Below are 11,948 nucleotides of genomic sequence, written 5' to 3' on the forward strand. Positions count from 1 at the left end.
TGGCATCGGTCCTGAAAGACGCGCCGGACTTCAGCGCGCTGCCCGAGAGCGTGCCACAGCACCTGCGGAAGCTTCTGGCGCGCTGCCTGGAGCGCGACGTGAAGATGCGATTGCGCGACATCGGCGAGGCGCGGATCGCGCTCCAGACGTCGAGCCTGCAGGACGAGGCGGCGGCGACGTCGCCGGCGCGTGCGGCGCGGAGCTGGCTGCCATGGACGGCGGCGGCGATCGGCATACTCCTTGCGGCTGCCAGCATATGGATACACCGCGGCAGCCCGACTACAGAAGCGCGCTGGAGCCACTTCACGAGAATCACGGAGGCGGCCGGCGAGGAGACGTCGCCGACGATCTCACCCGACGGCGGGACGGTTGTGTACGCCGCGCGCGGGAACGGCAGCTGGGGTCTCTACTCGCAACGGGTCGGTGGACGGAACCCGACGCCGGTCGTCGACGATCCCGAGCGGGACGAGCGAGGAGCCGCCTTTTCGCCCGACGGGTCGCTCCTGGCCTTTCACGAGTCCAACGCCGTCGGGGGCATCTTCGTTGCGGGCGCCACCGGCGAGTCGGTGAGGCGAGTGACCGCGTTCGGGTTCGACCCGGCCTGGTCGCCGGACTCGCGCCAGATCGCTTTCGCCTCGGAGGAGGTCCGCGACCCCGCGTCGCGGGTGGGCGACAGCACGCTCTATGCGGTCGACTTCGGCGGCGGCACGCCGCGAACGCTGATCGACGGCGATGGCGTCCAGCCGTCCTTGTCGCCGTCCGGCCGGCGGATCGTCTACTGGAGCAATACCGGAGGGCAGCGGGACATCTTCACCGTCGCGGCGGCCGGGGGCGCGCGCGTGGCCGTGACCGACGACCCAGCCATCGACTGGTCGCCCGTGTGGTCGCCGGACGGCCGGTTCGTCTATTTCTCCTCCGATCGCGGCGGCGCCACGAACCTCTGGCGGATCGCGGTGGACGAGTCCAGCGGACAGCCGGAGGGAGCTCCGGAGCCCGTGACGGCGGGCGTGCAGGCCTCGGCGGCCCTCCCGCGGCTCTCCCGCGACGGATCGCGCCTGGTGTTCCAATCCCGGGTGGCAGCGGTCAATCCCGTCGCGATTCCGTTCGACCCGTCCCGCGAGCGGGCCGGCACGCCGATGGTGCTCGACACGCAGAACAACGTCCGCATCCCGAACGACGTGTCGCCGAATGGGGAGCAGATTGTGTTCTACAACATTGGCGAGCACCAGGAGGACATCTTCATCGGCTCGGCCGACGGCCGGATGCGGCGGGTGACCGATGATGCCGCGCGCGATCGCGGGCCGATGTTCACCGCCGACGGGCGGTCGCTCGTCTTCTACTCCACCCGCGACGGCCGCTGGGCCGCCTGGTCGGTCGGCGTGGACGGCGGGAATCTGCGCCGGCTCGCGGGCGAGGAGCCTGGCGCTGTCTATGTCACCGTGTCGCCCAGAGGCGACCAGTTCGTCTTCGGCTCCGCCTCCGGTCAGGCCGTCTACCTGGCGCCCATCGGCGGCGGCCCGGCCGTGGAGCTGACGGGTAGGCATGTGGACGGAAAGTACTTCTTGCCCATGAGCTGGTCGCGTGACGGCACCCGGATCGCCGGCGCCCTCGCGAGCGCCAGCGGACGGATGGGGAATGCCGGTGTCGCCGTGTACGACCTGGCCACGCAGGTGACGACGGCGCTCAGTACCGACGACCCCACCGCGGTCAGGTGGCTTGCCGACGGTCGGCGGGTCGTCTACTTCGCGAAGAACGGCAGCGAGTTGGTGGTGCTGGACACGGTCACGCTCAGGCGCACGAGCGTCGACGTCCGACTGCCGGCCCCCGCCGCCTACAACGAAGGGTTCGCCATCAGCCCCGACGATCGAACCATCTACTACGGCGCGGCTCGCGCGGAAGCGGACATCTGGATCGTGGAACGTTCGCCCCCCGCCCCCCTTGGACGCTGACAGCTTGCCTTGCCGATGAGCTCGACCACTTCGTGGGCCAGTTCTTGGCCGGGGGTCAGGCCATGAGGAGCTAGGAATTGGTATCGGGCGTTGCGCGTGCGCGTGAGCGTAATTCTGCGGATAGCTATGAAAGATGAGGGATACGGGTACTACTATCCGCGCCCGGATAAGTCGACAGCTGTAATGCTCGGTCTGGTCTATGAGTTGAACGGCAAGATCGATGACGTCGATGTGTACCCGGCGACAGATTCACGCTGGAATGGGGCGAATAACACTCTTTTCGTGAACTTCCTGCTCATCCCCGGCTGGCTGACGGGAGGCAGTCAGTAACCGCAGTTGAAGCAGCAAAGAACATGAGAAGGCCTGCTGATGGTTTCTCCGCTAGCAAAAGTCACTCTCTACAGGCATCTGCATCTCGGTGTTTTGGTGTATAATCACCAATATGGCACGGATAACGATCTCGCTCTCGGAAGACACTCACCGCGCCGTGAAAGAAGCCGCGGCTCGGCAAGGCAAGACGATCGGTAAAATCATCGAGGAGAGTCTGGCTTTCTACGGAATCAAGTCGTCAGCGCGCGCGGTTGAATTGGTCGCTCGGGCGCGGGAGTACGCTGGTTTGAGCGAACACGAGGCTCTGCAGCTTGCGACCGAGGAGACGGACGCGGAGCGGCAGCGTTGACGCTCGGCCCTTTCGTGGTCGATACCAACGTGTTTGTCAGCGGCCTCATCACAGGTGATGTCGATGCTCCGACGGCCCGCGTCGTCGACGGAATGCTACATCGCAAGTTCGACTTCCTCCTCTCGGTAGAACTGCTTGCCGAATATCGGTCCGTTTTGCTGCGCCCGAAGATCGCGGCGCGACACGGACTCAACGAGAGCGAGATCGACATCTTGCTGACTGAGGTCGCTGCGAGCGCCATCGTTCGCGAACCTGCCATCGCCGATGAGAAAGCGCCAGATCGCGACGACCAACACTTGTGGTCGCTCCTGGCATGCCACGACGGAAGCGTCCTGGTGACGGGCGACGGCGCTCTACTCGAATCTCCCCTGCCCGGACGCTCCGCGCTCTCGCCAGCGGCGTTCGTCGAGCTCCTCGTGAAAGGGTCGTAATCGGTTCGTCTATCGACACGCTCCGGCGCTCGGGTTGGATGGGCCCCTTTTGACTTAGATGGTTGGCTCTGTCGTAGCTTCGGGGCTTGCTCGAAAGCGCTCGCTCCCTGCTCGGGGCCCGGCCGGAGTGGCGCGGCGGCTTCCCCTTCACGCCCTGACGCCTCCGCGAAAGCTCGTCGAGCATCCCGAAGACGTCACCGGGCCGAGCTCCTCTTCCGGCACAAGATACTCACCCCTGCTCCGCGACCGGGGGCTCATTTCACACGTGCAGAGCTTCCTCCAGGCCAACAGCAATGATGCCGCCGACGTCGAACGGGAGAAGACCTTGAAGGCCCCGAAGTCCTTGTACCAAAGGCCGTCGGGTGCGTCTGGTTCCGATTCCCGCCATTGCTTCAAGCCGTACAAGTCTCCAGCAGTGATCTTTCGTTCTCGAAGCCGATCGAACGGGTGATCGAGAAGCGCTGGAGGGAGCTCCGTTCACTGAATCTTCGGCATCCCGGGTCGTCAGGCACCGAAGACAAGCCGAGCGAGCTCGTCTTTGAGCCGCTGCTGTTCTCTGGCATTGTCCGATTGCATCAGCCGCTCGGTGAGCTCGAAGAACCGTTTTCTCTCCTGCTCCTGGCCTCCAGACCCGATTCGATCAGGTCGACGATCACGCGATTCGCACTCGTCTTCTTCGTTCGGGCGATGGCGTTCACGCGTTTGGCGATCGGCGTCGGAAGGCTCACACTTTTTCTGCCGATTGTCTCGCGAGCTGCCATAGCAGCATGATGCACCGAAATGCACCAGTATGCACCAGCGATGCGATTCGACATGATTTCCGAACGGAACTGCCGAGAGATAGGCCGTCGAAGGTCTCGGGCCCGGCGCAGATCCCGACGTATGTTCCGGCGTGGGACGCGGGGGTCATCTGGCGGAAACTCCCGTCAACCGAGGGCGGCCGGAAAGAAGTAGCCGGACGCTACGGGCGCACGGGCGCGAGGCGCTTCAGCTCCTCGCCCCAGTTCAGAACGATCTGGAACGACGTTTCCGCGGAAGCGCCTTCTTCCTGGATCATCAGAAAGCGGCCGTCGGGGGCGACGTCGTAGTTGGTGCCGGGATTCCCGCCGAAGTCTCCCGACTGAAAACGCCCTTGGAAGAGGAGCACGGGCCGTCCCACGTCGAGCGTGGGCGAGCTCGAAAGCACCGGAACCGCCATCATCCGATCCCCGTTCCGGTAGAAGAGCTCTTTTCCGTCGCGCGACCAGAGGGGCTCGGTGCCGCCGTCAGTCGAGATCGGCGTTCGTTGACCGAGGTCGGGAAAGCCGCGGACATAGATCTCTTCGCGGCCGCTCTCGTCGGAGACGTAGGCGAGAAAGCGATCGTCGGGAGAGAGCGTTCCGCTGTGCTCGTTGTACGGGGAGTCGAGGAGCAGCACCGGTTCGTCGTCTTCATCGAGGCGGAACATGCCGACGTTCCGGTTCACTCCGGCGATATCCGACTGCTGCCGGAAGATGGCCACGTTCCCATCGGAAGAGACCGAGGTCAGGATGCGGTACGGGCCCTCGTCCAGCATCGCCGGCTCGCCGCTCCCGTCGGCATTCTGGGAGAACAGGTGAAAGAGCGGGCCGTTCCGATTCGAGGAAAAGAACAACGTCGCTCCGTCCCGCGACCAGAACGGCCTCAAGCTGAAAGCCCCTTCGTCGAAGGTGATGCGGCTCAAGCTTTCCCGACCGACGTCGAGGAGCCAGACGTCCGACGCGCCGCCGCTGAAATCCCCGATTCCCACCGCGACCCGGCGGCCGTCCGGAGACAGCCGGGGATGAGGGACGAACGCTCGGCGATCGTCGCCCAGTGGCTCTACCTTCCCTTCACGATCCACCCAAACGAGCCGTCCATTCGGCAACGAAAGGCTCGTCAAGGGTACGGTTAGGAGAGTGCCGTCTCTCGAGACGCTGAACTGGCCTCGATCCAGCCCGGTGAGCCGGATTCCGTCGAGCACCGGAACGGCCGGGCCCAGAGCTTCGAGTCGACCGACGTCGAAGGGAAGGGCGACGAGGGACGTGCGGGCCTGGTAGACGATGTGGCCCGTATCTACGTAATGCGGATTGATACTGATGCCCCCTTTCACGAGAGTGCGGCGTTCGCCGGTGTCGAGACGAGCGACCTCGATGTTCCGACCCGTCTCCGCGTAGGACGAGAACAGAACCTCCCGGCTCCCGCGCAGAAGAAACGGCGACGACTTGAGGTCGTCGGGACCCGCGTCGAGCAGGAGCTCCGTCGCCCCTCCCGAATCGGGAAGGCGGAGAAGACTCCCCTCGGAGGTCCCGAGGACGATCGTCCCGTCGTCGCCCCAGGCGCCGCCCGCAAAGCCGGGAATCTGGGTGAGGGTAACGGGAACGCCCCCAGCGAGAGGGAGCTTCATCAACCTTCCGTCGGCGAAGAAGGCCAGCCACTCGGCGTCAGGCGAGAAGAAGGGGCTCGCGTCGACTCCTTCAGTACCGGGAATGGGCGTCGCCCCGAAGCGGTCGAGGGAGCGGAGAAAGAGCTGCGGTCGCGCCGGACCGCGGCTCGCGGCGTAGACGACGTGCCTTCCGTCGGGCGAGATCACGGGGGCCACTTGGGGATAGCGAACGGCGTCCGAGCCCGGAATCGAAAGCGTGAGCCGCACCGGCTCGGCCGGGGGGAGCGCACGTCTCGTTCCCCACCAGACGACGGCGGTAAGGAGCGCTCCGGCGACGAAGGCGAGAGCCAAGGGGAGTCGGGTGGCCGTTGCCATCGGAGCCGTGGTCACCACAGTCGGCGCTTCTTCGAGCTCGAGACGAGCGTCCGCGATCGAATGGAACCTTTGCACGGGATCTTTCTGCAGACACCGTTTGAGAACCTTGCGCACGGACGCCGGCGTGTCCGCCGGGAGCGCATTCCAGTCGGGCTCGAGCTTGACCACCGCAGCGATGATGTCGGTCGCGGTATCGCCGTCGAACGTCTTTCGTCCGGTGAGCGCCTCCCAGAGAACGCAGCCAAACGCCCAGACGTCGGTGCGGGCGTCGACCGCTTTTCCCCTCGCCTGCTCCGGGCTCATGTAGGAAGCGGTCCCGAGAATCAACCCCACCCCGGTCGCGGCGTACATCGCTGTGGGCGACTCCGAAACCTCGCTCCCCGGACGGTCGTCGCCGAACGTCTTTCCCAGTCCGAAGTCCAGAAGCTTGATATTTCCCTCGGGCGTCATCTTCACGTTCGCCGGCTTGAGATCCCGGTGCACGATATTCTTCTCGTGTGCCGCCTGGAGCCCGTCAGCGATCTGGGAAGCAACCGCCAGGACTTCATCGAGCGGCATGGGGCCGCGCCGGAGCCTCTCGGCAAGGGTCTCGCCGGGAACGAGCTCCATCACGAGGAAGCGAAGAGAGTCGTGCTCCTCGAATCCATGGAGGGTCGCAATGCGCGGATGGTTCAACGAGGCGAGGAGGCGCGCTTCCCGCTCGAAGCGGGCGAGCCTCGCGTCGTCGGAAGCGAACGACTCGGGAAGGACTTTGATGGCGACGTCGCGCCCGAGCTTCGTATCCCGGGCATGGTAGACCTCCCCCATGCCACCGGCACCGATGGACTCGACGACCTCGTAGGCTCCGAGTCGACGTCCGGAAGATAGAGTCATGATTTCGTGGCGAGTCTACGCGCCGCTTGGAAGCGGTTCAAGCCAGATTTGCTGGGCGGTCTTTCCCGTTTCCCGGTTGTGGTAACCTCCGTACGGGTCGAGGCAGAATGCCGCTTGCCACTTGGTAGAGGACCATGGTCGATTCGAACGAGCCTTGCCCGCTTCAGGGCTTCGCCATTCCCACGGCGGTGTCCCGCCGTGAGTTCATCAAAACCATCATCGCCTCGGGCGTCGTCGTCTCGAGCCTCGCCTACCGGACGCCCGCGGCTGCGGGGCGGGCCCGGCGGGGCGCGGTGGAGCGACTCCTTTCTCTGAACGTCAACGGGCAGACGCGCCGGGTGGACGCGCTCCCCCAGGAAACGCTCGCGATGACGCTTCGCTACAAGCTCGGACTCACGGGCACGAAGCTCGGGTGCGACCGCTCCGAGTGCGGCGCCTGCACCGTGCTCATCGACGACGTTGCCCACTATTCGTGCTCGACGCTGACGCACCGGATGCGCGGTCGTGCCATCACGACCGTCGAAGGCCTCGAGAGCCCGTCGGGTGAGCTCCACCCCGTACAGCAGGCGTTCATGGACGAGCTCGGCCCGCAGTGCGGTTTTTGCACGCCCGGCCAGGTCATGGCGGCGGTGGCGCTCCTGAAAGACAACTCGAACCCGACGCGTGAGGAAGCGCGCGCGGCGATGGCGGGAAATCTCTGCCGCTGCGGCGCCTACGACCACTACCTGAACGGCGTCATGCGCGCCGCGAGAGAGGTCTAGCGATGGCGAACGACTCCCATCGGCTGATCGGAAGAGACTTCACGCCACCCGACATCCGCGGCAAGGTCACGGGGCAGGCGAAGTACGCAGAAGACTTCCGCGCCGAAGGCATGCTCTTTTGCCGCCTGCTCCTCAGCCCGATGCCGCACGCTCGGGTCAAGAACATCGATGCCTCCGAAGCGCTCGCGATGGACGGCGTCGTGGCGGTATTGACCGCAGACGAGGTGCCGGAAACAGAAGGGCCCGGCGATCCCATCCTCACCAACACCCCGCACTTCATCGGCGAGCCGATCCTCGCCGTCGCCGCGGTGGACGAGACCACTGCCGAAGACGCGATCGGCAAGATCAGGATCGATTACGAACGGCTTCCGTTCTGCGTTGATCCGCTCAAGAGCCTCCGCCCCAAGGGACCCGACGCCCGCGCTGATGGAAACGTCATGGTGCCCCGTGAGGGGATGAAGCGCCTCAAGTGGAAAGACGAGGACTTCAAAGCGAGCAGGGACGGCGAGCTCCCGATGGGCGAGCCCGCGCTCGAGTGGTCGTTCGGAGACTTCGAAGCCGGGTTCGCGAACGCCAGGCTCGTGCTCGACGAAACGTTCGTCACCGCCGCCAACTCCCATCACTCCATGGAGCCGAGAAGCGCCATGGCGTACTGGGACAACGGCAAGTGCTTCTTGTACGGCTCCAGCCAGAGTCAGAGCTTCGTGCATCCGGGCCTTTCCCGGCTTCTCGGCGTCGAGCCGGAGCAACTGGTCTACGTCGCCGAGAACTGCGGCGGCGGCTTCGGCTCGAAGGGTGGCCCCTACCCGCTCCAGACGGTCCCGGCTTTCATGGCGAAGAAGACGGGCCGGCCCGTCATGATGCGCATCAGCCGAGCGGAGGAGTACTTCATCGGGCAGGCGCGCGCCGGGTTCCAGGGTCGGATCAAGATGGGTTTCCGCGACGATGGGAGGGTGCTCGCTGTCGACCTCTACATCGTCCAGGAGAACGGGCCCCACGCCGGCTTCGGCGATTGGACGGCGGCGGCCAACGCCGTCTCGATCGTTTACACGCCGGAAGCGATGCGCTTTCGCGGGGTGGCGGTGGCGACCAACACCCCTCCTCGGACGGCGCAGAGGGGGCCGGGACAGAACCAAATCGCGATCGCCGTCGAGCCGCTGATGGACAAAGCGGCGCGCGAGCTCGGGATCGACCCGCTCGCCATTCGGCGGATCAACGCGCCGGGTCACGACGCCAAGTACGGCGGTGAGCAAGGTCCGATCACGAGCTCCTACATGGGAGAGGCGCTCGAGCGGGGCGCGGAGCGATTCGCGTGGAGCGAGCGGCGCGCCCGGAGCGGCACCCGACGCGGATCCAGAGTCATCGGCGTGGGTATCGGGCAGGCCTACCACTCCGCGGGCTCGAGTGGCTTCGACGGGCTCGTGCGGATCACGCCGGACGGCAAGCTCAACATTCACACGGGCGTGGGTAATCTCGGGACCTATTCGTTTGCCGCCACGTCGCGCGTCGCGGCCGAGGTCTTGAAGTGCCGGTGGGAGAACTGCGCGATCGTGCGCGGGGACTCGAGCCGCGGCCTTCCGTGGAACTTCGGGCAGTTCGGCTCCAACACGTCCTTCACGATGAGCCGCACGAACTTCGCCGCGGCCACGGACGCCGTCTCGAAGCTCAAAGAGATCGCAGCGCTCGAGCTCGGGGGCGCCCCCGACGACTACGACATCGGGAACGAGACCGTCTTCCGGCGCTCGAACCCGTCTCGGCGCATCACCTATGCCCAGGCGGCTCAGCGAGCGGTCGAGCTCGGCGGGAAGTTCAGCGGCGACGAAGTGTCCGAGGACTTGAACCCGCTGACGAAGGGGGCCGTCTCTGCCCTCGCGGGCACCGGGCTGATCGGCGTCGCCAAGGACACGCTCGAGAAGAAGGGGACGGTGCCGGCCCTGGCGGCGGGATTCATCGAGATCGAGCTCGACCTCGAGACGGGCAAGTTCGAGATCCTCGACTACCTGGGGGTGGCCGATTGCGGCACCGTCCTCCACCCGCAAGGCCTCGCGGCGCAAGTCAAGAGCGGCGCGGTGATGGGCTTCGGGCTCGCGACGCTCGAGCGCCATATCTACGACCCGGCGTGGGCCGTGCCGCACTCGGTGGGACTCTACCAGGCGAAGCCTCCTTCTTATTTGGACGTCCCCCTCGAAATGGACTGGGACGCCGTCGACGAGCCCGACCCGCAGAATCCCGTGGGGGCGAAGGGCGTGGGAGAGCCCCTCATGGGGTGCGCGGGCGCGGCGCTATTGTGCGCCATCTCGGATGCGCTCGGAGGCCATTACTTCAACCGGACGCCAGTGGTCCCCGACATGATCATCAACGCCGCCGCGGGACGTCCGCAGTCTCACAAACCGCTCCAGGTCAATACCGACTGAGGATGGATTCATGAAGCAAGACATGATGGGCTCGTTCGAGCTCTACCAGCCGACGGACGCGGAGGGAGCCGTGGAGCTCATGGACCGCTTTGGCGAGCGCGGCTGGGCCTTGGCAGGCGGCTACGACAGCCTCGACTGGTTCAAGGATCGCGTCAAGTCGCCCGAAGCGGTCATCGATCTCGACGGTATCGAAGCCCTCAGAGGCATTCGCGAGACGGAGGACGGAATCGACATCGGCGCGTTGACGACCCTGACCGAGATCGAGCGCTCGCCGCTCGTTCGCGAGCGGTACGGCGTGCTCGGAGACGCCGCCCGACGCGTTGCCAGCCCCCAGATCCGAAACGCCGCAACGCTCGGAGGAAACGTCTGCCAGGACACGAGGTGCTGGTACTACCGTTTCGGGCTCGCCTGCTACCGCGCGGGCGGCAACATCTGTTACGCCGACACGCCGGTCGCCATGAACCGCGAGCACGCGATCTTCGAGCGGGGCCGGTGTGTAGCGGTCTCTCCCTCCGACTGCGCCGCGGCCTTGGTGGCGCTCGACGCGTCGATGGTGATCCGGAACGTGAGAGGCGAGCGGGTCGTATCGGCGGAGAAGTTCTTCATGCCCGAAGCGGTGGACATCACCCGCATGACCGTCCTCGAGCCCCGCGATCTTCTCACCTCCATCCGCATTCCCGGGGCGTGGTCGGGCGCGAGCTTCTATTTCGAGAAGGTCGCGGACCGCAACACGTGGGACTTCCCGCTCGTCAACGTGGCGAGCGCGATGACGCTCGACGGCTCCGGCAACATCGAAGCGATGCGGATCGCCTGCGCCGGCGTCCAGTGCACGCCGCGACGCCTGACGTCGGTGGAAGCTCTCGTCAAAGGCCGTCCTCGGAACGAAGAGACCGCCGTGCTCGCGGGGCGCGCCGCGGTGGAAGGGGCCAGGCCCCTGAATTTCAACGGGTTTAAGATCCCGCTGATGCAGAACCTCGTCAAGCGCGCGGTGCTGAGAGCCGCTCCCGTGAGCCCCGCGACTCTGACCCAGCGGGACGCGGCCATCTCACGCTGAGCCGGAGCGCTCACAGATCGAGAGCGGACGATAGCTATTTCTATCGTCGGTGTCGAGCGCCGCGACGGGATTGCGGCGGACGAGGTCACCTACACCATCCCTCTCGGGTAGGGCTCAAGGAGGTGTCTCGAGCACAACTCCGGGAAAGTATGTATCGAACCTGCCTCTATCCGCCGTCGCGAGGGGGACGCCCAGGATCATGGCATGCGCACCGATGAAAAAATCGGGAAGCGGTGTGTCCGCGATCGGCATTCCCGACTGGGTCATTCGTCGTTCTCGGTAACGACGGAAGGCCCGCGCGCACGCGTCCGCGGCGGCTCCTGGCACGTCGAGAATCTCGACGCCCCAACTGCGGACGCGATCCGCCACTGTAGAGGGCTCTTCATCTCCCACGCAGAGCTCAGCTAGACTCACCGCGTTGATGGCCCCGCCGTCGCCGGCGACCGCATCGGCGATCTTTTCGCTCGCCCATTCGCAAAGCGGCGAATCCGCGTCGAACGCGTAGATGAGCACGTTGGTGTCCAGAAGGGTCATGGCTCGCGAGTCAACTCCCGAAGCTTCTCCCAGGTCATCGACATGCGGAGAGGCGCCTCGCGCATGGCCTCCAAACACGCCGACTTGCTCACTCGCCGGATTCGTTCCGGTTTTTCGAGTCGGACGAGGAGAAAGCGGCCTTCGGCCTGCTGCTGGATGTCGAAGACGTCCCCGGGCCGGCTGCCAGGCAGCACGATTCGTTTCTTGGAGTCCACGGTGGACGTGCTCATGGTGGGATTGTCCCACCATGAACGTCTCAAGTCAAAATGCCTCGTTCTTTTAGTTGTTTACGGCACTGTCCGCTGACAGACGAGTCGCCTATTCGGGTTTAGGGGAGAAAGTCATCGCTTTCATCTCCGAGCACGACGCCGTAACAAAGATCCTCGCCCAGCGCATCAAAGCGGTCGACGTCCGCGGTCACTTCTTCTTTTTTTCTTTTTCCCTCTCTTCCTCTGCCTTTGTCGAGTCCAGGTACAGTTGCTGGTCGCCATAGTA

General features: G+C 65.3%; 10 protein-coding genes. 7 read left to right on the top strand and 3 right to left on the bottom strand.

Going from position 1 to position 11,948, the window contains the following annotated elements; translation table 11 throughout:
• From VEK15_09395 to VEK15_09410, 4 genes are all read left to right on the top strand, one after another.
• On the top strand, positions 1 to 1,949 hold a 1,949-nt coding region (locus VEK15_09395), incomplete at its 5' end, for a hypothetical protein (GenBank protein ID HXV60898.1).
• Between the two features lie 126 nt (positions 1,950 to 2,075).
• Positions 2,076 to 2,279 (top strand): hypothetical protein, encoded by a 204-nt coding sequence (locus VEK15_09400; GenBank protein HXV60899.1) that lies wholly within the window; start codon positions 2,076 to 2,078, stop codon positions 2,277 to 2,279.
• 112 nt (positions 2,280 to 2,391) lie between these two features.
• Positions 2,392 to 2,628: a ribbon-helix-helix protein, CopG family gene (locus VEK15_09405; GenBank protein ID HXV60900.1), complete on the top strand. Its 237-nt coding sequence runs from the start codon at positions 2,392 to 2,394 to the stop codon at positions 2,626 to 2,628.
• Positions 2,625 to 3,059 (top strand): putative toxin-antitoxin system toxin component, PIN family, encoded by a 435-nt coding sequence (locus tag VEK15_09410; protein HXV60901.1) that lies wholly within the window; start codon positions 2,625 to 2,627, stop codon positions 3,057 to 3,059. The genes VEK15_09405 and VEK15_09410 overlap by 4 nt, the downstream gene beginning before the upstream one ends.
• A 961-nt stretch (positions 3,060 to 4,020) precedes the next feature.
• On the opposite strand, the gene VEK15_09415 is transcribed toward VEK15_09410, so the two are convergent.
• Positions 4,021 to 6,690 (bottom strand): protein kinase, encoded by a 2,670-nt coding sequence (locus VEK15_09415; GenBank protein ID HXV60902.1) that lies wholly within the window; start codon positions 6,688 to 6,690, stop codon positions 4,021 to 4,023.
• 134 nt (positions 6,691 to 6,824) lie between these two features.
• Between VEK15_09415 and VEK15_09420 the strand changes: the two genes are divergently transcribed.
• The 3 genes from VEK15_09420 to VEK15_09430 are packed head-to-tail and all read left to right on the top strand — an operon-like array spanning position 6,825 to position 10,919.
• Positions 6,825 to 7,451, top strand: coding sequence for a (2Fe-2S)-binding protein (locus VEK15_09420; protein ID HXV60903.1), 627 nt, complete (start codon positions 6,825 to 6,827; stop codon positions 7,449 to 7,451).
• Between the two features lie 2 nt (positions 7,452 to 7,453).
• Positions 7,454 to 9,865, top strand: a complete 2,412-nt coding sequence (locus VEK15_09425) for a xanthine dehydrogenase family protein molybdopterin-binding subunit (protein ID HXV60904.1) — start codon at positions 7,454 to 7,456, stop codon at positions 9,863 to 9,865.
• A gap of 10 nt (positions 9,866 to 9,875) precedes the next feature.
• Positions 9,876 to 10,919 carry a xanthine dehydrogenase family protein subunit M gene (locus tag VEK15_09430; protein HXV60905.1) on the top strand — a complete coding sequence of 348 codons (1,044 nt, stop codon included), beginning with the start codon at positions 9,876 to 9,878 and terminating at the stop codon, positions 10,917 to 10,919.
• A 114-nt stretch (positions 10,920 to 11,033) separates the two neighbouring features.
• On the opposite strand, the gene VEK15_09435 is transcribed toward VEK15_09430, so the two are convergent.
• Both VEK15_09435 and VEK15_09440 read right to left on the bottom strand, forming a co-directional pair.
• Positions 11,034 to 11,453, bottom strand: coding sequence for a PIN domain-containing protein (locus VEK15_09435; protein HXV60906.1), 420 nt, complete (start codon positions 11,451 to 11,453; stop codon positions 11,034 to 11,036).
• A complete protein-coding gene (locus VEK15_09440) occupies positions 11,450 to 11,683 on the bottom strand; it encodes a hypothetical protein (protein ID HXV60907.1) in 234 nt (77 codons plus the stop codon). Before VEK15_09440 ends, VEK15_09435 begins: the two co-directional genes overlap by 4 nt.
• Between the last annotated feature and the right edge of the window lie 265 nt (positions 11,684 to 11,948).

It is taken from the genome of Vicinamibacteria bacterium, from assembly GCA_035620555.1.
Lineage (GTDB): Bacteria > Acidobacteriota > Vicinamibacteria > Marinacidobacterales > SMYC01 > DASPGQ01.